The following is a 23,225-nucleotide window of genomic DNA, read 5'->3' on the forward strand; positions in this document are numbered from 1 at the left end:
GCCGCCGCCGACCCCGACGCCGCGGAGGCGACCGCCGAGGTCGGCGGGGAGCCGGGCGCCGAGACGGTGCTGGCGCTGTCCGGACGGGTGCTGCCCGCGTCCGACCGGCGGGTGCTGACGGCGTTCGCGTCCCAGGCCGGGGCCGTCCTGGAGTGGCGGCGGCTGGCCGAGGAGGCGGCCCGGGCCCGGCGGCTGGAGGAGGGCAACGAGATCCGCACCGCGCTGCTGGCGGCCGTCTCGCACGACCTGCGCACCCCGCTCGCGTCGATCAAGGCCGGGGTCAGCAGCCTGCGCGCCACCGACGTCGAATGGGACCCCGAGGACGAGGCGGAGCTGCTGGCGTCGGTCGAGGAGTCCGCCGACCGGCTGGACGGCCTGATCGCCAACCTGCTGGACATGAGCCGCCTCCAGACCGGCGTCGTCACCCCGCTGATCCGGCCGGTCGCGCTGGACGAGGTGCTGCCGCGCGCCCTGCTGAACGTGCCCGGGGAACGCGTGCGGCTCGACGTCCCGGAGACCCTGCCGCCGGTCGCCGCCGATCCCGGCCTGCTGGAGCGGGCGCTCGCCAACGTGGTCGAGAACGCCGTCCGGCACGGCACCGGGACCGTCCTGCTCACGGCGGGGGAGCTGCGCTTCGGCGGCGGGCCCGGCCGGGTCGAGCTGCGCGTCGTGGACCGGGGGCCCGGCGTCCCGGACGCGGTGAAGGAGCGGATGTTCGCGCCGTTCCAGCGGCTCGGCGACGCGCCCAAGGGGACCGGCGTCGGGCTCGGGCTCGCCGTGGCGCGCGGGTTCGTCGCCGCGATGGACGGCACGCTCACCCCGGAGGACACCCCCGGCGGCGGGCTCACCATGGTCTTCGGCCTGCCCGCCGCCCCGGTCGGCGCGCCGGCCGCCCCACCGGGCGTCCGCGAGGGACCGCGCCCCGCCGGCGACCAGGATGGGCAGGACGGCCGGGACGGCCAGGACGGATCTGACGGCCGGGGCGGCCTGGGCGTGTCGGACGGCCGGGACGAGGGAGAGGACAGGACGTGACACGGGTTCTCGTCGTCGACGACGAGCCGCAGATCGTGCGGGCGCTGCGGATCAACCTGAAGGCGCGCGGCTACGAGGTGGACGCCGCGCCGGACGGCCGGACCGCGCTCGACCTCGCCGCGCGCCGCCACCCCGACGTGATCCTGCTCGACCTGGGCCTGCCCGACATGGACGGCACCGAGGTGATCCGCGGCCTGCGCGGCTGGCTGAGCGCGCCGATCATCGTGCTGTCCGCCCGGCGGGAGTCCGACGACAAGGTGGAGGCCCTGGACGCCGGGGCCGACGACTACGTCACCAAGCCGTTCGGGATGGCGGAGCTGCTGGCGCGGCTGCGCGCCGCCGTCCGCCGCGCCGCCCCCGTGGAGGAGGCCCCGGTCGTCCGGACCGAGGCGTTCAGCGTGGACCTGGCCGCCAAGCGGGTCGAGCGGAACGGCCGGGACGTCCGGCTCACCCCGACGGAATGGCACATCCTGGAGCTGCTGGTCCGCAATCCGGGCCGGCTCGTCGGGCAGCAGCAGCTCCTGCAGGAGGTGTGGGGGCCCACGTACGTCAAGGAGACCAACTACCTGCGGGTCTACATGGCCCAGCTGCGCCGCAAGCTGGAGGACGACCCGTCCCACCCGAGGCACCTGATCACCGCGCCGGGCATCGGCTACCGCTTCGAGATGTGACCCGCCCGACCCGCGCGGAGGCCTGTTTTCCCGCCGCCCCCGACCGCACGAAGCCCGATCGGAGCCCGGTCGGCGCGGGTTCGTGCGGCTCTGTCCGGGGCGTCTCGTCCGGGTCCGGGGTGTGATGGGGGTGACGGTGCCGTATCACCGCTCCTGGACCGGTTCTTTCGCCGACAGGATGCCTTAGGCTTCGAATCATGGACGAGCGAGCGGCCGGTACGACCTCCACCGCCGGGGGCGGGGCCCGGCCCGGTGGCCTGCGGCGATTCCTGCGGCGCATGGCGTCGAGCAAGGAGGAGCTGGAGGCCGAGGAGCTCCAGCGCTCCACCGGTGAGGAGGGCGCGACCCCCATCACCGCGTGCGGCGCTCGGCAGCGCGCCTGCGTGGCCGGTACGCTACGGACCGTGACTCTGCGACCCCGAGGCGGAGCCCCGGCCCTGGAGGCCGAGCTCTACGACGGCACCGACGTTGTCAACCTGGTCTGGCTGGGCCGGCGCAAGATCGCCGGCATCGACCCCGGCCGGCGGCTGCGCGCCGAGGGCCTGGTGAGCCTCCAGGACGGCCGCAAGGTGATGTTCAACCCCCGCTACGAACTGCGGGGCGCGTGACGTGGCGGCCGGCGAGACCGCGTCGGCCGGCGGCCCCTCCGGCCCGTCCGGCGGCGCGGCGGGTACCGCGTCCGGTGCCGCGGCGGACGGCGTCGCGGGCGGCGCGGCCGGGTTCCAGACGGTCGAAGAGGTCATCCGCGCCCAGCTGACCAAGGTGTTCGGCGGACGGCGCGGCGTGCTCGAGGGCGCGGTGCCCACGATCGCGTTCACCGCGGGCTGGATCTTCACCCACGACCTGCGGCTGTCGCTCTACGTGGGCGGCGGGTCGGCGCTGCTGCTGCTCGCGGCCCGGATCGTCCAGCGGTCCACGCCCCAGTTCGTGCTGAACAGCCTGGTCGGCATCGCGATCGCGGCGTTCTTCGCGCTGCGCACGGGCAAGGCCGAGGACGCCTTCCTGCCCGGCATGCTCTACAGCGGCGGCGTCTCCCTGCTCATGCTGCTGTCGATCATCACCCGCTGGCCGTTCGTCGGCTTCATGATCGGCGCGGCCAACCCCGACGACCCGCTCTCCTGGCGCAAGGACCCGGCCATGGTCCGGGTGTGCACGCGGCTGTCGTGGCTGCTGCTGCTCCCCGGGGTGCTGAAGCTGGCCGTCCAGATCCCGCTGTACCTCGCCGGGCAGGTCGTCGCGCTCGGGGTGGCGAAGGTCGTCCTCGGCTGGCCCACCTACGTGGCCGCGCTCGGCCTGGCGCTGCTGATGCTGATGCGCACCAGCACCCCGCTGCAACAGCCCGCGCCCCAGGAGGCCGCGGCCCCGAACGCCACCATCGAACCCTCCGAGAGCTGACCGCCCGACCCACGCGTCCGCTCCGGCTTCCGCGACCGCCCGGCTGCCACAAGTGCCCGGCCTCCGCGACCGCCGGACGCTGCGACCGCTTGGACGTCGCGACCGCCTGGACGTTGCCACCGCCAACATGCCGGGAAGGCCCGGAAACGGGAGAGTCCCGCCGCGCCGTGAGGGCGGGGCGGGACTCTGGTGGTTCAGGGGGAGTGGGGCTCCGGTCAGCGCCCGCTGAGCAGCTCCGCGAGCTCGTCCTCGACGTCCTGGGACGCCACGAACATCAGCTCGTCGCCGGGCTCCAGCGTGTCGTCGGGGGTCGGGACGAGGACCCGGCCCTCGCGCAGGATCGCGACCAGCGCGGTGTCGCGCGGCCAGGTCACCGACCCGACCCGCTCGCCGCCGAGCGGCGCGTCCTCGGGGAGGGTCAGCTCGACCAGGTTCGCCTCGCCCTGCCGGAACGTCATCAGCCGGACCAGGTCGCCGACGCTGACGGCCTCCTCGACCAGCGCCGACAGCAGGCGCGGGGTGGACACCGCGACGTCCACGCCCCACGACTCGTTGAACAGCCACTCGTTCTTGGGATGGTTGATCCGGGCGACGACCCGGGGCACGCCGTACTCGGTCTTGGCGAGCAGCGACACCACCAGGTTGACCTTGTCGTCGCCGGACGAGGCCACCACGACCTGGCAGCGTTCGAGGGCCGCGTCGTCCAGCGCGGCGATCTCGCAGGCGTCGGCGAGCAGCCACTCGGCCCGGGGCACCGTCTCGACCTTGATCGCGCGCGGGTTCTTGTCGATCAGCAGGACCTCGTGGCCGTTCTCCAGCAGCTCCTGCGCGATGGACCGGCCGACGGCGCCGGCCCCGGCGATGGCGACCCGCATCAGTGCTCCCCCTCGCTGCGCGCCGCGACCGCGGCGTTGATCCGTTCCAGGTCCTCGGCGCGGGCGATCGCGTGCACGATGTCGCCGTCCTGGATGACGGTGTCGGCCTCGGGCACCAGCGCCTCGCCCATCCGGGTGAGGAACGCCACCCGGGTCCCGGCGGCGCTCTCCAGCGTGGCGACCTTCTCACCGACCCAGGTCGCGCCGGTCTCCAGCTCGGCGAGCACGACCGTGCCCGTCGGGTCGCGCCACAGCGGCTCGGCGCCCTCCGGCAGCAGCCGGCGCAGGATCTGGTCGGCGGTCCACCGGACGGTCGCGACGGTCGGGATGCCGAGCCGCTGGTAGACCTCGGCCCGGCGGGGGTCGTAGATCCGCGCGACGACGTTGTCCACGCCGAAGGTCTCGCGCGCCACCCGGGCGGACAGGATGTTGGAGTTGTCGCCGCTGGACACCGCGACGAACGCCGACGCCTGGTCGATGCCCGCGTCGGTCAGGGTGTCCCGGTCGAAGCCGACGCCGGTGACCCGGCGCCCGCGGAAGCCGCCGCGCAGCCGCCGGAACGCCTCGGGATTCTGGTCGATGATGGCCACCGAGTGGCCTTTGTCCTCAAGGATGTGGGCGAGGGTCGATCCGACCCGCCCGCAGCCCATGATCACGATATGCACGGCCGTTCCTTCTCCGGAGCCCGAGGTTTCCGATGATCCTTGCCGGGCTGCAAAACTACACAGCGGTCCAGGCGCTTACTACCCAACCCCATGTCACGACACTGCGGAGGCGGCGCCGCGGGGACGTTGAGAAGTCACAAAGGGGGCAGGCTAGAGTCTCGTCTCGTGTCGAAGGCTCCGGACCTTGTGAAGCGCCTGCTGCTGGGACGCGCCCTGCGCAGCGCTCAGCAGCACGAGCAGCTACTCCCCAAACGTATCGCCCTGCCCGTGTTCGCGAGCGACGCCCTGTCGTCGGTGGCCTACGCGCCGCAGGAGATCCTGCTCGCGCTGGGTGTCGGCGGTCTGGCGATGTACCACTACACACCGTGGGTGGCCGCGGCCGTCGTGGTGATTCTACTCACCGTGGTGGCGTCCTACCGCCAGAACGTCCGGGCGTACCAGAGCGGCGGCGGCGACTTCGAGGTCGCCACCACGAACCTGGGCGACAACTGGGGCGTGGTGGTGGCGAGCGCGCTGCTCGTCGACTACGTCCTGACGGTCGCGGTGTCGGTCTCGTCCGGCGTGGAGAACCTGGGCGCGCTGCTGAAGTTCCTCCAGCCGCACGAGGTGCTGGTCGCCATCGGCATCGTCGTCCTGGTGACGATCGCGAACCTGCGCGGGCTGAAGGAGGCGGGCGTCGCGTTCGCGATCCCGACCTACCTGTTCATGTTCTCGATCATCTCGATGCTGCTCTACGGGATGGTCCGGCTCGGCCTCGGCACCCACCTGAAGGCGGAGACCGCCGACTACAAGATCATCGGCAAGGAGGCCGGGCTCGGCGGGGCCGCGCTGGTCTTCCTGCTGCTCCGGGCCTTCTCGTCCGGCTGTGCGGCGCTGACCGGCGTCGAGGCGATCTCCAACGGCGTCCCGGCGTTCCGCAAGCCCAAGGGCGAGAACGCCGCCAAGACGCTGCTGATGCTCGGCCTGGTCGCCATGACGATGTTCGGCGGCGTCACCGCGTTCGCCTACTACACCAAGGCCAAGTTCGCCGAGCCCAGCCAGGGCAGCCAGCTCGTCGACCCGGCCACCGGCAAGGCCGTGCACGACGCCGACCCGGTGATCGCGCAGGTCGCGCACACCGTGTTCTCCAACTTCACGCCGGGCTTCGCGCTGGTCACCACGATGACCGCGCTGATCCTGTTCCTGGCCGCCAACACCGCCTTCAACGGCTTCCCGGTGCTCGGCTCGGTGCTCGCGCAGAACCGCTACCTGCCGCGCCAGTTCCACACCCGCGGCGACCGGCTGGCGTTCTCCAACGGCATCATCATCCTCGCCACCCTCGCCGGCCTGCTGATCTACGCCTACGACGCGTCGGTGAGCAAGCTGATCCCGCTCTACACCGTCGGCGTGTTCGTGTCGTTCACCGTCAGCCAGGTCGGCATGGTCCGGCACTGGAACCGGCTGCTGCGCACCGAGCGCGACGGGCAGCAGCGCCGCCGGATGCAGACGTCCCGGGCGATCAACGCGTTCGGCGCGACGCTCACCGGGATCGTCCTGGTGGTCGTGCTGGTCACCAAGTTCATGCTCGGCGCCTACATCGTCTGCATCGCGATGCCGGTGCTGTTCCTGCTGATGAAGGCGATCCGGCGGCACTACGACCGGGTCGCGGCCGAGCTGGAGCCGACCGGCGAGGACGTGGCGCTGCCCGCCCGCAACCACGCGATCGTGCTGGTCTCCAAGATCCACAAGCCGACGCTGCGGGCGCTGGCGTACGCCCGGGCGACCCGTCCGTCCTCGCTGGAGGCGGTCACGGTCTCGGTGGACGCCGAGGAGGCGCACCGGCTCCAGGACGAGTGGGACGCCCTCGACGTGCCCGTCCCGCTCAAGATCCTCGACTCGCCGTACCGGGAGATCACCCGGCCCGTCCTGGACTACGTCAAGAGCGTGCGCCGCAAGTCCCCGCGGGACGTGGTGACCGTGTTCATCCCCGAGTACGTCGTCGGCCACTGGTGGGAGCACCTGCTGCACAACCAGAGCGCGCTGCGGCTCAAGGGGCGGCTGCTGTTCCAGCCCGGCGTCATGGTCACCAGCGTCGCCTGGCAGCTCCAGTCCTCCGACCGGCTGAAGGGCCGCGCCGAGCCCGCGTTCGGGTCCGCCTACCGCCGCCCGACCGGCTCCGCCGGGGCGGGCGCGGGGGCCGGGCGGCGGGATGAGGCGTCCGCAGGTGGCGGTATCGTTTCGGAACGTGACAGCTGATCTCGGACCCCGTGAAGGCGACCTCCTCGAACTGGAGGTCGGCAACGTCGCCAACGGCGGCTTCTGCGTGGCCCGGCACGAGGGCCGCGTGGTCTTCGTCCGGCACGCGCTCCCCGGCGAGCGGGTCCGGGCGCGGGTCACCGAGGCCACCAAGCGGTTCCTGCGCGCGGACGCGGTGGACGTGCTCACCGCGTCCCCCGACCGGGTCGAGCCGCCGTGCCCGTTCGCCGGTCCGGGCCGCTGCGGCGGCTGCGACTGGCAGCACGCGTCGCTGCCCGCCCAGCGCCGGCTGAAGGCCGCCGTGGTCGAGGAGCAGCTCGCCCGCGTCGCCGGGATCACCCGCACCGTCCTGGTCGAGGAGGTGCCGTACCCGTTCGCGGGCGAGGACATGACGCCCCCGCCCGGCCTCGGCTGGCGCACCCGCGTCCAGTTCACGGTCGACAACGGCACGGTCGGCCTGCGCCGGCACCGCTCGCACGACATCGAGCCGATCGACGAGTGCCTGATCGCCCACCCGGGCGTCGAGATCATGGGCATCGAGACCAAGCGCTGGCAGGGCGCGGGCAGCGTCGAGGGCATCACGTCCGCGGCGACCGGCGACCGGCTGGTCGCCGTCCGCGGCCCGAACCCGCGCAAGATCCGCGTCCCGCGCCTGGACGTGCCCGTCCGGCTGATGCGCGGCAAGCCCGAGGCCGGCACCAACCCGCCGTACGTCCGCGAAGAGGTCCAGGGGCGGATGTTCCAGGTCTCCGGCTCGGGCTTCTGGCAGGTCCACCCGGGCGCGGCGCAGACCCTCGCCGCCGCCGTCATCGACGCGCTGGAGCCCAAGCCGGGCGAGATCGCCCTCGACCTGTACTGCGGCGTCGGCCTGTTCTCGGCGTTCCTCGCCGAGCGGGTCGGCCGCGACGGCCTGGTCGTCGGCGTCGAGTCGGACGGCCAGGCCGTCCGGGACGCCAAGTTCAACCTGCGCGACCTGCCGCAGGTCTCGGTCGAGCGCGGCCCGGTCGAGGAGGTCATCGCCGACCTGGAGTTCGGCCGCTCCGACGACTCGACCGGCCGGACGCAGAACAAGCGCGCCTCCGGCCACCGCCGCGGCTCCCGCATGCGCGGCGCGGACGTCGTCGTCCTCGACCCGCCCCGCACGGGCGCGGGCCGCGAGGTCGTCGACCGCGTCGCCGCCCTCACCGGCCGCAAGATCGCCTACGTCTCCTGCGACCCGGCGACCCTGGCCCGCGACCTCGCCTACTTCTCCGAGCGAGGCTGGACCCTGGAGTCCCTCCGAGCCTTCGACGCCTTCCCCATGACCCAGCATGTGGAGTGCCTGGCCACCCTGATCAGAGGCTGACCCACCCGGCGCCCGGCCGACCGCCACTCCATCCCCAGGCCCAGCTCCCCGCGCACGCGGGGACGGTCAGCCGCGGTGGGCGTAGTAGGCGGTCGCGCCGCCGTAGGAGACGGCGAACAGGGCCGCGAGCCATGTCCACGGCCGTCCGTCGTGGCCGCGGCCCAGCTCGACGAGCAGTCCGCCGACCATCGCCACGACCAGGACGTTCAGCGCGAACGAGGAGGCCCGCAGGCTGATCTGCGTGCGCCGCTCGTCCGTCACCTCGCCGCGCATCATCGCCACGGTCTCCGAGCGCCGCGACCCGAGGACGAGCACCGCCGCGTAGATCCACATGACGGCGACCCCGAACAGGGCCATCCCGACCTTGCCCCACGCGATGAAGATCGCGAAGTAGACCACTCCGGCGACCACGCCGAGCGCCGGAGTACCCCAGTGCTGCGCGCCTCCAGCGGGCCGCGTTTTCTCAGTCGTCATGGAAGACCTCCTCCACCGTCGCGCCGAAGTACCGCGCGATCCGGATCGCGAGGGGCAGGGACGGGTCGTACCGCCCCTGCTCGATCGCGTTCACCGTCTGGCGCGACACCCCGAGCTCCCGTCCGAGCTCGGCCTGCGACAAACCCTTGCCCGTCCGCAGCTCACGCACGTCGTTACGCACAAGTGGAAAGTACGCTTTACATCGCGAGGTGTCAAGGATCCTTTACATCACCATCCGGCCGAGGACAGCGCGGCGTCCAGGCGCGGACCCACGACGTCCGTCGCGGCCAGACCGCCGATGTGGTCGAGTCCGTCGAACGCCAGGACCGTGAAGCCGAGCTCCTCCAGCCGCGCGGTGTCGGCCCTGGTCCGCCGGGCGATCGCGCTGCCGCCCACCAGGTCGTACATCCGGCAGCCGGGCTCGCCGTCGCCCGTCCCGTACCAGGTGATCTTCGGACCGGGCTTCTTCGCCAGCGCCTCCGTGTCGTCCCGGCCGAGCCACTCCCGGTACATCAGGACGCCCAGCCAGTGCTCGGCGGCCTTCTCCGGCATCCCCGCCGTGAGAAGCCCGGCCCGCGCCCCCTCCACATAGCCGAGCCAGTACTCACCGCCGGACAGTAGAGGGAACCCACCGACCATGAGCCCGACGGCCCGTTCGGTCAGCGGCGCGAGGAACCCGGCCAGCGCGCCCATCCCCGAGTAGCCGCCGAGGACGAACTCCGAGATCCCCGCCGCGTCCGCGACGGCGTGTAGGTCGGAGATTTCCGTCTCGGCCGGGAAGCGGGTGAAGGACGTCGGATCGAACTCGCCGCCCGCCTCGTCCTCGGGCTCCAGCACCCCGACCACCTGCCGGGGCTTGTACCGCACGACCCGCCGTCCCGAACTCAGCGCGGCGGCCAGCTTCCCCTGCTCCCCGCGAACACGCGTCGGCAGGACGATCGCGGGTCCGTCCTCGCCGACGACCTCGTACCAGAGCCGGAATCCATCCGCGGTTTCCACAGATGCCACGACAACCTCCTCCGTTGGGTGCCGCGACCCTACGCTGAGAGTGAGTCGTCAGGAGGCGCCATGCACGAAGAGGAGACGATCGGAACGCGTCTGCGCAGGTTGCGGCGCTGGCGCGGGATGACGCTGGACCAGCTCGCCGGCCAGGCGGACGTGTCGAAGTCCTTCCTGTCCATGGCCGAACGCGGCGTGCGCGCGGTGGACCGACGCTCGCACATCGCGGCGCTCGCCGCCGCGCTTCGTGTCTCCGAGGCCGAGCTCGTCGGCGGTCCGCACCTGACGGCCGATCCCGTGCAGGCGGGACCGCACGCCATGATCCCGGCGCTCCGGCTCGCCCTCACGGCGAACACGCTGACCTCCCCGGTCGCCGACCGCGCGCGTCCGCTGCCGGAGCTGACCGCCGAGACGGGACGCGTCAACCGCAGCGAGTACCGGCACACGGAGGTCGCGACCAGGCTACCCGTGCTCATCGACGAGTTGCACGTCCGCGCCTGCGCGCCGGCGGACGAGAACGAGCGCAGGCAGGCGCTCGCGGCACTGGTGGACGCGTTCCAGGCGGCCACCTTCACGAGCAAGGACCTTGGTTACGCCGATCTCGCCCACATCGCCGCGCTGCGTGCGGCCGAGATGGCCCGAGCGCTGGGCGACGCGGTCAACCAGGGCAAGGCTGATTCCCTGCGCGTCCACACCCTCCCTACCAGCTCGCGCGAGTTCCGGCTGGCCGTGGCCGAGCGGGCGGCGAACACGCTGGAGCCGCACACCCATGGCCCGCTCAGCCTCCAGGTGCTGGGCATGCTGACGCTCGCGGCGGCCTTGTCCGCCACGCTCGCACAGCGCTTCGACCTCGCCGCGCACTGGCTCGACGAGGCGTCCGCCCTCGCCTCTCTCGTGCCGGACGAGCCGGGCAGGAACTGGGGGGCGTTCTCGGCCGCCAACGTGGCTGTCTGGCGCGTCGCCCTCGCCACCGAGCGCGGCGAAAGCGGCGGCGTCCTGCTCGATCTCGCCGGCAAGGTCGATGAAACGAAGATCGCCGCGCGGCCGGGCAGGCACGCGACCTTCCTGGCGGACGTCGGCCGTGGCCTCGCCCGCGACCGCAAGACCATGCGCGAGGCCCAGCAATGGCTGCTGCGGGCGGAGTCCATCGCTCCGCACAAGATCCGCAATTCCTCCGCCGTCCGGGAGACCGTCGCCACGATGCTCACGCGGACCACGGCCAGTGCGGGAGGCCGCGAACTGCGCGGCCTCGCGTCGCGCATGGGTGTGCCCCACTGAGTTCACACAGGTGAATCTCTGCTGTGTTCGCGCGCCTACTGTCCGTCAGTATGAATCGCGACGTGTGCGAGGGGATCCGGGCCGCGCTGCGGCGGGAGTTTCCGGAGTGGACGATCATTCAGGCGCGGGACACGGGCCGCTGGTGGGCTACGCGCGGCCCCGGGCCGGGGGAGCTCGTCCAGGAAGGGCCGTCCGTGGCGGAGGCTGACACCCCCGAGGGCCTGCGGCGGCTGCGCGAGCTCGGGTTCGGCGGTGGGTGACCCGCTCGCCGAGCTCGCCGAACGGCTCGTCTCCGCCGGGCTGTGCGTGAAGCCGCATCCGGGGCCGCTGCCGGACGAGACCGTGGTCGCCCTCCTGGTGACCCATCCCGCGATGCCGTCCGTCGGCGAGTCGGTCCGCTGGGACGGAGGCTATGTCGACTCGACCGGCCGGAGGCTCGGTGACGATCCGGTCGGTGAGCTGCGTGGACGCCTGTCCTCGGCGGAGGCGGTGGCGGCCCGGTGGCGGGCGGTGCCGCGGGCTTGACCTCAAGCTCGATTGAGGTTCTAGCGTGGTGATCACTTGAGAGCTGAGGAGATCATCATGCGGGTTGCGGGTTTCAGTGAGCCGGGTGGGCCGGACGTGCTGCGGATGCTGGACGTCCCGACGCCGGAGGCCGGGGCCGGGGAGATCAGGGTCCGGGTGCGGGCGGCAGGGGTGCAGCCGTTCGACCTCGCCGTCCGGGAAGGCTGGACGCCCGGCTACATGGACACGCCGCCGCCGTTCCCGCGCGTGCCGGGCAACGAGTGGGCCGGAGTGGTCGACCAGGTCGGGGACGGGGTGACGGACTTCGCGGTCGGGGACGAGGCGATGGGCAACTCGATCCTCGGCTCGTACGCGGAGTACGTCGTCGTGCCCGCCGCGAACGCCGTGCGCAAGCCCGCCGGGATGCCGTGGGAGGTCGCCGGGGCCTTCTCCGCCGCCGTCATGACCCCGCACATCGCGCTCGAGGACCTGCGTGTGCAGAAGGGCGACACCCTGCTGATCCACGCCGCGGCCGGCGGTGTCGGCGCGGTCGCCGTCCAGATGGCGGTGCACGCGGGAGCCACCGTCATCGGGACGGCCAGCGAGGAGAACCACGAGTACCTGCGCTCGCTCGGAGCCATCCCGGTGACCTACGGCGAGGGCCTGGCCGACCGGGTCCGGGCCGCCGCGCCGGACGGCGTGGACGCGGCCCTCGACGGCGCGGGCGGCCACGCCCTCGAAGTCTCGCTGGAACTGGTCGAGGACCGCGACCGCATCCTGACGCTGGTCGAACACGGCCGCGCCGAGGAACTGGGCATCCGGGTGACCAGCATCGCGAAGCGCTCGATGGCGCGCGTCGCCGACGCCGCCCGCCTCTACGAGGAGGGCCACCTGAAGCTGAACCTCAAGGGCGTCCACTCGTGGACCCGCGCGTCCGCCGCCCACGAGCAGGTCGCATCCGGCCACGGCCGCGGCAAGGTCGTCCTGGTCATGGACTGACCCCAGACGCACACCGTGCGGCGGCGGCGCCCTCGGCGCCCGTCGCCGCTTCGTCCTCTCCGACGTGCCTCGAGTCAGGCGACCTGCGCAGTCGCAGGATCAGGGGAGTCGGGCCACGCCGCAGAGGTATTCGGCGTTCGTGAGGAGGCCGAGCGTCAGGCGCACGCCCGTGAGACGTTCGGCGAGCGCGAAGGCGGCGGGGAGGGTCACTGAGAGGTCCCGGTCATCGCCCTTCCCGAGGTCGAATCCGGCCGCGCGCATCTCGCGCCGGACCGCGGCCGACATGGCGCCGAAGCGCATGGCGGGAAACAAGGGGTCGAAGACGGCCTTCTCCACGCCGTCCTCGGCCAGGTGGAACCGGCCCACCGCGTTCACGTTGCGAAAGTGCGAGACGACGCGCGTTCCCCGCGACAGCGCGACTGCCGTGCTGCTGCCGAGGTATCCGTTGATCTCGACGGCGAGTGCCCAGTCGCCGCCGTCGCCGTCCTTGACGGGCGTCACGCCTACCAGGACGTCACTGAGGTCTCGACCCGCCACTTCATAGGCCGGTTCGATCAGTTCCTCGTAGCCGCGTCGCACGCTGTGCGGCCGTGCCGTCCAGCGGGTCAGCACCTCGTCCGGAGACAGCCCTCTCGTCAGAGTCAGGCAGTAGGCGTCGGTGAGTCTGAGGGTCTCGTTCCTGACCCACGCGTAGTCCTCAGCGGTCGCGTCCATCTGCGGAGCTTCGCATCACTCAGTGACATTCCCCGCGCCTCAATGGCCGACCGGTGTGTGGCTTGAAAAAAACCGCGGCCATCGCACGGTCGAGTAGGTCGCGGGCCGGGCTGTCGGGCGGGCAGTGTTCCTGCAGGCGCTCGTACACCGAGCGCCGCCAGTTGGGCGGCAGGCGTTCGGCGTCCACGGTCAGATGGCGGAGGATGAGCACGGCCCAGAGTTCCGGGGCGGCTCCCTTCAGGAAGGCGAGGCATTCCTCGTACCTCCGGACCAGCTCTTCCTGATCGCTGTCCGGCGAGGCGGCCTCCTGGCAGAGCCCCAGGTACGCGCTGGCTCCCGAAACGAGACCGCGCGGGGTGTCGGCGAAGGACGTGACGAGATGCTCCCCGATCGTCGAGTCCCAAAGCAGGGGCCCGAGCGCGTGGGTGAGGATGTCGGTCTCCGGCTGGCAGGCGAAGTGCGCAACACTGATGAGCATTGTGGGAACGCTTCCCAGTGGCCGCGCGCGTGCGGAACTCCGCAGTAGCCAGCCCGCGTTCGCCTCCTCTGTGATGGACATGGGCGCGTTGCGCAGACTTATGTCCACTCGGCCGTCCGTCCATATGCGGTCGAGGCCGACGTGGAAGGGCAGGCTGAGCCAGCTCGTGGAGGTCAGGTGGGAGCTCCACAGGCCGGTGCACCGCTGCCACTCCTCGACCGGCTCGGGCGATCCGGGGAAGAGGTCGCTTCCCGTGATCACCTCCCGCGCCATGACGAGCAGGAGGAGCAGGTTGGCCGAATGCGTCGCGATGCGTGTCGGGACGGTGCACCGGACGGGCTGGTACTCGTTCAGCGTCCGCCCCGTGCGCGCGGTGAACGCTTCGTGGAAGAGGCCGTGCAGCAGATCGGCCAGGGCATCGCGGTTCGGTGAGCGCCCGACGAGCCTCTGGAGGAACGTCACGATGGCCGAGCGTTCGGTCAGCGCGGCGAATGACAGGAGCGCGTGCAGGAAGGCGTCATCGACGAGCTGGTGACGATTCCGGGTGGCTCGCGCGAAGGACACGAGATCCGACAGTTCGCGGACGATCAGCCTCGCCACCAGGTACTCGCCGAACGTCGCGTGCAGGAACTCGTACGTGCCGCGCACCTCGCCGCCCTGCACGGCCTGCGCCCGGTGGACGAAGAAGAAGCGGCCGACGACCACCTGCCCCGGCGTCAACGCTGCGCGGATCGAACCCTGGCGTGGGGCCACGGGATCGGGGAGCAGCGCGGCCAAGTCCTCTGACAGCTCGTCCTCGGTGACCCACTGACGGCCCCGGTTGAACATCGCGAACGCGGTGATCGAGAGCCGCTGCAACTCGTCCTCGACGGCGTCGGCGAAGGACGCGCCGTCCAACTCCGGGTGGAGTTTGCGCACCTCGCGTTCGGCGAAGCGGGTCAGCAGCCGTTCGTACAGGTCGGCCGAGTCAAGAGCGTGGTCGTCCTTCTGGAGGGCGTTGTCGTCGGAGTCGTACAGCGCCAGCATCAGCAGGAGCAGCGGTTGCGAGGCGAGGGCCGGGTGGCGGAGCGCGGTCTCGACCGGCAGCGGCGACAGGCCGCGCGCGGCCAGGTCAGAGGCGGTCGTGCTGTGCCAGACGTCCAGCCAGCGGGCGGTCTGCTCCTCGGAGAACGGTTCCAGCCGGACGGCCACGACGCCGCCGTTGGGGATGCGCATCCGGTCCGCGACCGACGTCCGGCTGGTGACCAGGACGGCGACCGGGCGGCCCTGCGCGGCCTCGCGCTCCTGGAACCGGACGACCTGCTCCAGGTAGTCGGACTGGCTGACGCCCGTCGCCTGGAGGAGTTCGTCGAAGCCGTCGAGCAGGATGACCGGCAGGGCGTCCCCGGCGCTGCGCGCGAGGTCGGGCCAGCTGAGCGTCTCTCCGGTGGCGGAGCGGATCCCGGCCTCGATCTGGGTCTGGAGGTCGGCGTCCGCCGGGACCTCGCGCAGTGCCACGCGCACCGCCATGAAGTCCTCGGGCGGCAGCGACGCCGCGAGCATCTCGGTGAACTTCGACTTGCCCGCGCCCGGTTGTCCGAGCAGCAGGAGCGGTTCGCTGACGGTCGCGAACGACGTCAGGTACCCGATGAGGAACGCCTGCAGGTCGTCGTGGACGCCGCCGTGCTCCCAGGTCGACTCCTCGTTCAGCCGCACCGCCGGATGCGCCTGCGTCACCCGGTACCGGGGATTGACGTAGATCTCGGCGAGGGACGGGAACCGCAGGGCTCCGGGCGTCTCGGCGCTCAGCGTGACCGGACGGTCGAGCCGCGCGCGGTGGGCGCGGGCCAGCGCGGCGCGCCGCTCGTCGGGGGCGGTGCCGGACGAGAGCCGTTCGAGGACGTCCCGCAGCCCCTCCAGCCCCGTGCGGACGGACGCCAGCTCCGTACGCGTGGCGTGGTGGTCCATGCGGTCCGTCCAGAACGCCAGTTCCGGAAACTCCGTCGCCAGCCGCAGGTACAGCTCCTCGTACCGGGCCATCGCGGCGGCGGGCACGTCCTCGGTGAGGACGCGAAGCGCATCTGGGTCCAGTTCCCCTTCCGCCCAGGCCAGTTCGGTGACGGCCATCCCGAGGCCCTCGAAGAAGGGCCGGCCGTCCCGGTGGGGAGAGCCGTCGTAGCGGATCAACGCGTCCTGGTGGGCGGACGCGTCCTGCGTCAGGTACGAGACGACCCGCTTCAGCCGCCGGGACGGTTCCGCGCCCACGAGGCTGAGCTGGTCGGCGCGGGAGAAGCGGCGCAGGTCCTCGGGCAGGTCGGCTTCGGCCAGGGCGTCGAAGAACGCGGTCAGCATCAGGACCTTGCGGGCCGCCTCCAGCCGCTGGGTGCGGGAGAAGCGGGACAGCCCGCGCATCCGGTCGCCGAGCCCCGAGACCAGTTCACCGCTCAGTCTGCCCAGCTCGCCCTTGGCGTCGAAGAGGCTGAGGGCGAGTTCGCTGCCGCCGGCCGTCGCCGTCAGGAGGATGCCGCCCATGAGGCGGTCGAGGGCCTCCACGACGGGGCTGCCGCCACCGAGGATCTTGACGGCGTCCTTGTAGCTGATTCCGCGGGCCATACCGGTGAGACGCCCGGAGGGGGCGATGCGTTGCGGGGATGGAACCTCCGGTCGGCGCGGGGGTGGGGTGCGCCGGGCTACGGGGCCCGGGGGACCCGCGCCGACCGGAGGGGGCCGCGGGAGGGCGGTGGTCAGCGGGACAGCAGGGCGGTGAGGACGGTGGCCAGGACGGCCGCCGCCGCCGTGATCAGGGACAGCAGGGCGACGGTGTGGCGGAAGCGGGTGTCGAGCGATCCGCGGGTGACCTGTTCGCGTTCGGCGGCGGTGATCCGGTCGTCCAGCTCCTGGATCTGGCGGGACAGCTCGTCGGTGCGGCGGTCGTGCAGGTCGTCGCGCTGGTAGAGCAGGGCGATCCGTCCCTCCAATCCGGCGATCCGGACGTCGGTGCCGCGGCGCAGTTCGGCCAGGGCGAGCTCGACGGTGAGTGGTCCTTCCTCGGTCAACGGCTTCAGCCTCTCGTCGTTACGCGGGCCGCGCCGGTGACCGGGGGAGGTCCGTCCCGCGGACCCGTGGTCTCCACCATAGGAATGTTCCGGCAAGGTGACAAGGGTATGTCTGGTAATAACCGGAAACTTTGATGTAGGAAATTTTCCGCTCTCGATTGCTGGATGTTCCTTACTGTTTCCGCCATGCTGGGAGGCATGGGTAACGGTCCCGACCGGGAGCGGGTCGCCAAGTACGTGGTGGCGCGGCGGGGAGCCCTCGGGCTCACGCAGGAGCAGCTCGCCGAGCGCGCGGGGGTGACGGTGAAGACCGTCTACAACCTGGAGGCCGGCGGGCGCTGGCCGCAGGCGCGCACCCGCGGCGCGATCGAGGCGGCGCTGCTGTGGCGGCCCGGCGACCTCGCGCGGGTCGGGGACGGCGCCGAGCCCGACGAGTCCGACCGGCGAGAGGCGCGCGGCGAGGAGGCCGTCCGCGAGCTCGCCGAGCTGGACGCCTACTTCGCCGACCTGCGCACCGGCGGCGGTGACAAGCGGCGGATGGCGCTCGCCTTCCTGCGCGCCCTCTACAACGAGCCGGACGGCCGCTGACCCGCCCCCGCGCCGGTCCCTCCCGGCGGACGGACCGCCTGGTCGGAAGGCATGGTTCGTGACCGCTTTCGGCTTTTGAGAATTTCTCCTACTGACCGGTTGTTGCGGCCTTGACCGAGGGGCACACTAAGGGAGCCGGACCGGGTCAACGCGGCCCGGCGGGCGACGCCGGGACCCGGCGCGCCCCGGGAACCCCCCGCTCCCGTCGGGTGAGGAGAAGTCAGAGCGATGCTCGCGCTCGCGATCGCGTCCAGCGCCGGGGTGCTCGGCGCTCTCGCCCTGGTCCTGGCGCTGGAGGCCGTCCGCCTGGCCCGCCGCGTCCGCGCCGGCCAGGACCGCATCGCCCGTGAGGTCGAACTCCAGACCCGCGTGCTGGCCGCCGCCGCCCGCCTGGCCGCCGCCCCCGACCCCGCCCCGCCCGGCCCGAACGGCGACACCCCGTCCGGCGGGGACGGCTCCCCGGTCACCTGACCCCGTCCACCGGCCGCCCCCGCCCCGGGGTGTGGTGCCGCCCCGTGCGCGCAGGGTCACCCCCGGACGTGCGCGCGAGGTCAGGGCATATGAGGATGGGGGTATGCGTCTTCGGATCTTCACTGAGCCCCAGCAGGGGGCGAGCTACGAAACACTGCTGGCCGTGGCCAAGGCCACTGAGGACCTCGGATTCGATGCCTTCTTCCGTTCCGACCACTACCTGAAGATGGGGGACGTGTCGGGACGTCCGGGCCCGACCGACGCGTGGATCACCCTGGCCGCGCTGGCCCGGGAGACCAGCCGCATCCGGCTCGGCACCCTCATGACCGCCGCGACGTTCCGCTACCCGGGCCCGCTGGCGATCTCGGTCGCGCAGGTGGACCAGATGAGCGGCGGACGCGTCGACTTCGGCATCGGCACCGGCTGGTTCGAGGAGGAGCACGCCGCCTACGGCATCCCGTTCCCGAGCCTCGGCGAGCGGTTCGACCGGCTGGAGGAGCAGCTCCAGATCCTCACCGGCCTCTGGCGGACGCCCGAGGGCGAGACCTTCGACTTCGAGGGCACGCACTACAGCCTCCGGAACTCGCCCGCGCTGCCCAAGCCCGCCCGCCCGGACGGCCCGCCGATCCTCATCGGCGGCTTCGGGGCCAAGCGGACGCCGCGCATCGCCGCCCAGTACGCCGACGAGTACAACGTCCCGTTCGCCCAGATCGGCGACACGGCCGCCGCGTTCGGCCGGGTCCGCGCCGCCGTCGAGGCCCAGGACCGGACGCGTCCGATGGTCCTGTCGGCGGCCCAGGTCGTCTGCTGCGGCCGGGACGAGGCGGAGATCAGGCGCCGCGCCGACGCCATCGGCCGCGACGTCGACGAGCTCCGCGAGAACGGCCTGTGCGGCACGCCCACCGAGATCGTCGAGAAGATCGGCAAGTTCGCCGAGATCGGCGCCGAGTGCGTCTACCTCCAGGTCCTCGACCTGACCGACCTCAACCACCTGGAACTCATCGCCTTCGAAGTCCTGAACAAGCTCTAACCAACCCAACATCCGCGCAGGCGCACGTTCTCCCACGCGGATGCGCCCCCGCCCCGCAGACGTGCGTCTTCCACGCGGACGCGCATCGTCCACGCGGTGCGCGTCCCCAGCGCGGGCGCGCACCTTCCAACGGGTGCGCGTCTGGGCGCGTCCAGCGTGCGCGGGGCGTGCATTCCGCGCGCGGGCGCGGATCCTCCATACGGATGCGTCCCGCCACGTGGGCGCGCTTCCCCCGCGCGGGAGTGAATGTTTCAGGCGGGCACGCATCCCTGCGTGGGCGGCGTGCACCGCCCAGGTCACTCGGCTCTGGGGCGCGCGTGCGGCGTATTGCCTGCGTGCGGGGGTGTGCACCGTCCACGCGGAGGTGCACCGTCCGCGCGGAGGTGCATCGTCCACGCGGTGCGCGTCCCCAGCGCGGGTGCGCCTCCTCAATGCGAGCGCGCACCTTCCAAGCGGGTGCGCGTCCGGCGCGGCCGGCGCGGGCGAAGTGCACATCCCGGGGCGGACGCGGTCCCTCCGTGTGGGGGCGCACTCTTCGGGAGGGGCGCGCCCTGCGCGAGGGGGCCCATCCTCCGCACGGCCTCCATACTCCGCGCGGATGCGCATCCCTGTGTGTGGGTTCTTCGTGCGGGCGACACACCTGCACGTGAGCGTGCATCTTCTGCAGGTTGGCATCCTGCGTGCGGAAGTAGTCCCTTCATGCGGGAGCGCGATCCGGCGCGCTGGCCCTCCTGGTGGGCGGCGTCCTGGGCACAAGTGCGGGTCGTCCCGAACCGGCGACATACGCCGACCAACTGCGCTCGCCAGCGTCGCCACCCACGATGCGGCTTGCGCCGGCGCCTTGCGACATGAACTCCGGTCAGCCGTTGGGGCGGGTTGCATGCGGGTGCGCATACTCGGCGTGGGTGCGCACCTGCCGCGGGTTCTGCGTGGTTAGGGGTTCTTGCGCGTGTGAGGTGCGCGAGCTCCGTAGCTGTTCGGGTTGGTTGCGCTGGGTGGAAAGAGTGAGTGGCCCGCGCGCCGGGGGGCGCGCGGGCCACGGGCCGGGAGGTGGCTGGTCAGGCGGTGGCGGGGGTCGGGGTGGACGGTGCCGTCTCCTCGGCGGGTCGGGCGCGCGGTGGGAGCAGGAAGGCGATCAGGAACGTCAGCAGGAGCATCCCGGCCACGATCCACAACGTGATCTTCATGGCCCCGCCGAAGCCGGTCTTCGCCGAGTGGATCGCGGACGACTGGACGATCGCCACGACGCGTCCCGCCGACTGGGGATGCGCGGCGGCGGCCGTCCGGACGTCCGTCTCCAGCCGGACGCAGCTGGCCGGGTTCTTCGCCTGGTCCTTCGCGGTGGCGCGGTCGCGTCCGCAGGCGCGGACCCCGGCGACGATGCGGTCCTGAGCGGCCGGCGCGACCCCCACGGACGCGAGACTCGCCCGCATCGCCGGCGCGTCCTTGTCTGCGGCCGTCGCGACGTGTCCGCCGAGCAGGCCGAAGAACACGGTGCCGAGGACGGCCGCGCCGAGTGCCGCGCCGAGCTGCTGGATCGCCGACAGGGTGCCGCTCGCCGAGCCCGTCTCGTTCTCGTCCACCGAGGCGAGCACGATCTCGAAGAACGGCGCCATCAGCAGGCCCATGCCGAAGCCGGTGACCACCAGCGCCGGGGTGAGCTGCCACGGGCTGACGCCGGTCCCCGCGAGCTGCAGGGTGAGGACCAGCCCCGCCACGCCGGACGCCATGACCAGCGTGCCGATCTGGAGCGCGGTCCGGCCGTGCTTCTGCAGCGCCATCGCGGCCGGGAACCCGAACACCGTCCCGAGCGACCACGGGATCTGCGACATGCCCGCCTTGAACGGCGAGTAGCCGAGCCCGATCTGCAGGTAGAGCGAGTAGGCGAGCGAGAACCCGATCATCCCGGCGAAGAAGACGAGCCCGACGACGAGGCCGCCCGAGAAGCCTCGCTTGGTGAAGAGGGACGGCCTGACCAGCGGGTCCGAGCCCCTGCGCTGCCGCCGGAGCTCGTACCGGCCGAACACGGTGAACACCACGCCGGACGCGGCCATCATCGCGAACATCCAGGCGGGCCAGTCCAGCTCGCGGCCCTGGACGAGCGGGTAGACGATCAGCCCGGCGCCCAGCGCGGCGAGGATCGCGCCCACCAGGTCGAGGCGCGAGGCGTGGCCGTCCCGTCCGGACGGCAGGAAGAAGAAGCCGAGCAGGACGGCGGCGAGGCCGAGCGGCAGGTTGATCAGGAAGATCATCCGCCAGCCGGTGCCGAACAGGTCGGCGTCGATCAGCCACCCGGCCAGCACCGGGCCCGCGACCGAGGACAGCCCCATGACCGGGCCGAACGCGGTGAACGCCTTGGTCATCTCCTCGGGCGGGAACATCCGGCGGATCATGCCGAGGCCCTGCGGGATCATCATCGCGCCCGCGAGACCCTGCAGCAGCCGCGCGCCGACCAGCATGCCGGGGGAGACGGCGGTCCCGCAGAGCAGCGACCCCGCCGTGAACCCGACGGCGCCGATGAGGAACATCCGCTTGCGGCCGTAGAGGTCGCCGAGGCTGCCGCCCGTGAGCAGGCCGACGGCCATCGCCAGGGTGTAGCCGGCGGCGAGCCACTGGATGGTGGCCGCGGACCCGCCGAGGTCGCCGCGGATGGTGGGCGCGGCGACCGTGGTGACCAGCGAGTCCAGCATGTCCATGATCTCGCCGAGCAGGATCACGGCCAGAGCGGCCCAGCGCCAGCGGAAGGCCGGGGAATCGGCGGGCGCCGAGCGCGCCTCGCCGGTGGTCTCGATCATCAGGGCTCCCGAAGGGTGAGGAACGGTGTGACTGATCGCGAACGGGGTTTCTTGTTCGAACGCCGTTCGCGAAAGGTACGATGTTCGCACCGTGCAGGGAGGGGCCCGCGGGGAAACCTCTCTCGAATGGAGACGATATATCTCGTCGCGGGGAAGTCAAGATGTATCGCGAGATTCGTCCGGCGGAGGCCTTGAACCCGAGGAGCGCCGTCCCCGCGCGAACGCCCGGGCGTGACAGCGCAACGATCGGGGCCCGACGGCGCAGCGGGCCGGGGCCCGACGGCGGAGCGGGCCGGGGCTGGGGTTGTTGACGAACACGAACGCGACGGTCGCCGACACTGGCGGGATGAGGTAAGGCAGGTAGAACACCGACCGCAGGACGCTGCCGCCGCATTCGCAACGACTGGACGGGGCGGCGCTCCAGACGAGCATCGACCTTCGAGCCGGCGCCCACCCGGTGACACCGGCCGCCGCATCCCGGCCCGCGAGCCGCCTGCGGGCCCGGATGCTGCTTTCAGCGGCTAGAACTGCTGGAAGGCGCGCTTGAAGGGAGCGAGGCGCGGGGAGCCGGGGGCGGTGTCGTAGACGGCGAACACGACCGTCTCGAAGTGGCGCGCGAACGGGCCGCCGTCCGGACGGAGCGCGTCGGCGAACGCCTCGGCCACCTCGTTCGGATCGTTGCGGAACACGCCGCATCCCCACGCGCCGAGGACGATCCGCCGGTGTCCGTGGAAGGCCGCCGCGGCCAGGACCTTCAGTGCGCGCTGCCGCAGCACGTCCGGAAGCCGGGCGAGCTTGTGCTCTTCGTGCGTCGCACCCCGGTTGGGCGCGGACGACGTGAGGAAGGCGACAGAGTACGGCTCGTCCAGCAGCGCCCCGGAGTCGGTGCGGAACACCGGCACGGCGGGGGAGTAGATCATGTGATCGGTGTAGAGCGGGTCGCGCAGCTCGCGGTGCACCTCGTAGTACTCCCGCGCCGCGCGCAGTGACGCGTACAGCCCGGACGCGCGCGCCAGCCCCTCCTCCTGCGCGTGCGCGCCGTTGAGGAACCCGCCGCCCGGATTCTTCGCCGAAGCGAAGTTCAACGCCAACGGCTCCAGACTCCGCGTATCAATCCCCGCACGACCATCAGAGTCCGTATGGTCGTCAGCCCCCGGACATCCACCAGCCCCCGGACGTCCACCAGCCCCCGGACATCCACCAGCCCCCGTGCCCGCGCCAGCCCCCGTGCCCGCGCCAGCCGACGTCCCCGGGGCAGCCGACGTCCCCGGGGCAGCCGATGTGCCTGGGCCGGCCGATGTGCCCGGGGCAGGTGACGTGGTCGCATCGGGACGGCGGTCTTCGGCGAGGCGCCGGGCGGCGGCGAGCGTGGTCTCGGTCGTCACCTCGATGCGCGTGCGCTCGACGTCGTCCAGGACCGGCGGCAGAGAGTTCAGGAGCGCGGTCAACTCATCCGGACGGTGCAGCACGGTGCCCGCGATGGAGGCGCGCAGCGCGGCGGTCAGATCCACCGTGCGGCCGGACGGGGCTCGGTAGCGTCCGCTCTCCAGGATCTCCACGGTCTGGCGGGCCTGGGCCCGTCTCGGTTCTCTGCTCATCCGGCGGGTGATTCCCGACAAACATGGTGGCCTGCCAGCCATTA

The 23,225-nt window shown here is 72.2% G+C and carries 23 protein-coding genes; 13 read left to right on the plus strand and 10 right to left on the minus strand.

The features are described 5' to 3' along the window. From DZF91_RS13785 to DZF91_RS13800, 4 genes are all read left to right on the plus strand, one after another. On the plus strand, window positions 1-1,032 hold a 1,032-nt coding region (locus DZF91_RS13785), incomplete at its 5' end, for a sensor histidine kinase (RefSeq protein ID WP_235834267.1). Next, on the plus strand, window positions 1,029-1,703 hold the full coding sequence (locus DZF91_RS13790) for a response regulator (RefSeq protein ID WP_117357870.1): 675 nt from the start codon (window positions 1,029-1,031) through the stop codon (window positions 1,701-1,703). The genes DZF91_RS13785 and DZF91_RS13790, both read left to right, overlap by 4 nt. A 197-nt stretch (window positions 1,704-1,900) precedes the next feature. Beyond that, on the plus strand, window positions 1,901-2,311 hold the full coding sequence (locus tag DZF91_RS13795; RefSeq protein WP_117357871.1) for an OB-fold nucleic acid binding domain-containing protein: 411 nt from the start codon (window positions 1,901-1,903) through the stop codon (window positions 2,309-2,311). A 1-nt stretch (window position 2,312) separates the two neighbouring features. Next, window positions 2,313-3,098: a DUF3159 domain-containing protein gene (locus DZF91_RS13800; protein WP_235834268.1), complete on the plus strand. Its 786-nt coding sequence runs from the start codon at window positions 2,313-2,315 to the stop codon at window positions 3,096-3,098. Window positions 3,099-3,313: 215 nt separating this feature from the next. Here DZF91_RS13800 and DZF91_RS13805 read toward each other — a convergent pair whose 3' ends face one another. Both DZF91_RS13805 and DZF91_RS13810 read right to left on the minus strand, forming a co-directional pair. Next, window positions 3,314-3,973 carry a potassium channel family protein gene (locus DZF91_RS13805; protein WP_117357872.1) on the minus strand — a complete coding sequence of 220 codons (660 nt, stop codon included), beginning with the start codon at window positions 3,971-3,973 and terminating at the stop codon, window positions 3,314-3,316. Continuing rightward, on the minus strand, window positions 3,973-4,638 hold the full coding sequence (locus tag DZF91_RS13810) for a potassium channel family protein (protein WP_117357873.1): 666 nt from the start codon (window positions 4,636-4,638) through the stop codon (window positions 3,973-3,975). The genes DZF91_RS13805 and DZF91_RS13810 overlap by 1 nt, the downstream gene beginning before the upstream one ends. Window positions 4,639-4,803: 165 nt before the next feature. Here DZF91_RS13810 and DZF91_RS13815 point away from each other — a divergent pair, with 165 nt between their 5' ends. Both DZF91_RS13815 and DZF91_RS13820 read left to right on the plus strand, forming a co-directional pair. Next, window positions 4,804-6,873 (plus strand): APC family permease, encoded by a 2,070-nt coding sequence (locus DZF91_RS13815; RefSeq protein ID WP_117357874.1) that lies wholly within the window; start codon window positions 4,804-4,806, stop codon window positions 6,871-6,873. After that, window positions 6,827-8,218, plus strand: coding sequence for a class I SAM-dependent RNA methyltransferase (locus DZF91_RS13820; RefSeq protein WP_117357875.1), 1,392 nt, complete (start codon window positions 6,827-6,829; stop codon window positions 8,216-8,218). The genes DZF91_RS13815 and DZF91_RS13820 overlap by 47 nt, the downstream gene beginning before the upstream one ends. Window positions 8,219-8,284: 66 nt before the next feature. Here the strand turns inward: DZF91_RS13820 and DZF91_RS13825 are convergent, their stop codons facing one another. The 3 genes from DZF91_RS13825 to DZF91_RS13835 are packed head-to-tail and all read right to left on the minus strand — an operon-like array spanning window position 8,285 to window position 9,700. Next, window positions 8,285-8,692 carry a DUF2178 domain-containing protein gene (locus DZF91_RS13825; protein WP_117357876.1) on the minus strand — a complete coding sequence of 136 codons (408 nt, stop codon included), beginning with the start codon at window positions 8,690-8,692 and terminating at the stop codon, window positions 8,285-8,287. After that, entirely contained in the window at window positions 8,682-8,873 is a 192-nt protein-coding gene (locus DZF91_RS13830; protein ID WP_117357877.1) for a helix-turn-helix transcriptional regulator, read from the minus strand. The genes DZF91_RS13825 and DZF91_RS13830 overlap by 11 nt, the downstream gene beginning before the upstream one ends. A gap of 47 nt (window positions 8,874-8,920) precedes the next feature. After that, window positions 8,921-9,700, minus strand: coding sequence for an alpha/beta fold hydrolase (locus tag DZF91_RS13835; protein ID WP_147341143.1), 780 nt, complete (start codon window positions 9,698-9,700; stop codon window positions 8,921-8,923). A gap of 60 nt (window positions 9,701-9,760) precedes the next feature. Between DZF91_RS13835 and DZF91_RS13840 the strand changes: the two genes are divergently transcribed. The 4 genes from DZF91_RS13840 to DZF91_RS13855 all read left to right on the plus strand — a co-directional run bounded on the left by DZF91_RS13840 (window position 9,761) and on the right by DZF91_RS13855 (window position 12,472). Next, window positions 9,761-10,969, plus strand: coding sequence for a helix-turn-helix domain-containing protein (locus DZF91_RS13840; RefSeq protein WP_117357879.1), 1,209 nt, complete (start codon window positions 9,761-9,763; stop codon window positions 10,967-10,969). 62 nt (window positions 10,970-11,031) lie between these two features. After that, on the plus strand, window positions 11,032-11,229 hold the full coding sequence (locus DZF91_RS13845; protein ID WP_147341144.1) for a hypothetical protein: 198 nt from the start codon (window positions 11,032-11,034) through the stop codon (window positions 11,227-11,229). Next, window positions 11,222-11,494, plus strand: a complete 273-nt coding sequence (locus tag DZF91_RS13850; RefSeq protein ID WP_117357881.1) for a hypothetical protein — start codon at window positions 11,222-11,224, stop codon at window positions 11,492-11,494. Before DZF91_RS13845 ends, DZF91_RS13850 begins: the two co-directional genes overlap by 8 nt. Window positions 11,495-11,551: 57 nt before the next feature. Beyond that, a complete protein-coding gene (locus DZF91_RS13855; protein ID WP_117357882.1) occupies window positions 11,552-12,472 on the plus strand; it encodes an NADP-dependent oxidoreductase in 921 nt (306 codons plus the stop codon). Between the two features lie 99 nt (window positions 12,473-12,571). Here the strand turns inward: DZF91_RS13855 and DZF91_RS13860 are convergent, their stop codons facing one another. The 3 genes from DZF91_RS13860 to DZF91_RS13870 all read right to left on the minus strand — a co-directional run bounded on the left by DZF91_RS13860 (window position 12,572) and on the right by DZF91_RS13870 (window position 16,699). Then, window positions 12,572-13,186 (minus strand): DUF6461 domain-containing protein, encoded by a 615-nt coding sequence (locus DZF91_RS13860; RefSeq protein ID WP_117357883.1) that lies wholly within the window; start codon window positions 13,184-13,186, stop codon window positions 12,572-12,574. Between the two features lie 19 nt (window positions 13,187-13,205). Continuing rightward, window positions 13,206-16,256: an NACHT domain-containing protein gene (locus DZF91_RS13865; protein ID WP_117357884.1), complete on the minus strand. Its 3,051-nt coding sequence runs from the start codon at window positions 16,254-16,256 to the stop codon at window positions 13,206-13,208. 131 nt (window positions 16,257-16,387) lie between these two features. Then, entirely contained in the window at window positions 16,388-16,699 is a 312-nt protein-coding gene (locus DZF91_RS13870; RefSeq protein WP_117357885.1) for a hypothetical protein, read from the minus strand. Window positions 16,700-16,897: 198 nt separating this feature from the next. On the opposite strand from DZF91_RS13870, the gene DZF91_RS13875 reads away from it, so the two are divergent. From DZF91_RS13875 to DZF91_RS13880, 3 genes are all read left to right on the plus strand, one after another. After that, complete coding sequence (locus DZF91_RS13875; RefSeq protein WP_158587939.1) at window positions 16,898-17,287, plus strand: helix-turn-helix transcriptional regulator; 390 nt, start codon at window positions 16,898-16,900, stop codon at window positions 17,285-17,287. A 228-nt stretch (window positions 17,288-17,515) separates the two neighbouring features. Continuing rightward, complete coding sequence (locus DZF91_RS39780) at window positions 17,516-17,758, plus strand: hypothetical protein (protein ID WP_158587940.1); 243 nt, start codon at window positions 17,516-17,518, stop codon at window positions 17,756-17,758. Between the two features lie 103 nt (window positions 17,759-17,861). Beyond that, the gene (locus tag DZF91_RS13880; protein ID WP_117357887.1) at window positions 17,862-18,788 is read left to right on the plus strand and encodes an LLM class F420-dependent oxidoreductase; all 927 of its coding nucleotides are present in this window, start codon (window positions 17,862-17,864) and stop codon (window positions 18,786-18,788) included. A gap of 1,058 nt (window positions 18,789-19,846) precedes the next feature. On the opposite strand, the gene DZF91_RS13885 is transcribed toward DZF91_RS13880, so the two are convergent. Beyond that, complete coding sequence (locus DZF91_RS13885; protein WP_199486622.1) at window positions 19,847-21,583, minus strand: MFS transporter; 1,737 nt, start codon at window positions 21,581-21,583, stop codon at window positions 19,847-19,849. A gap of 521 nt (window positions 21,584-22,104) precedes the next feature. Then, the gene (locus tag DZF91_RS42660; protein ID WP_328589167.1) at window positions 22,105-23,223 is read right to left on the minus strand and encodes a TIGR02452 family protein; all 1,119 of its coding nucleotides are present in this window, start codon (window positions 23,221-23,223) and stop codon (window positions 22,105-22,107) included. Window positions 23,224-23,225 lie beyond the last annotated feature (2 nt).

The organism is Actinomadura logoneensis, assembly GCF_003428695.1.
Classification (GTDB): domain Bacteria; phylum Actinomycetota; class Actinomycetes; order Streptosporangiales; family Streptosporangiaceae; genus Spirillospora; species Spirillospora logoneensis.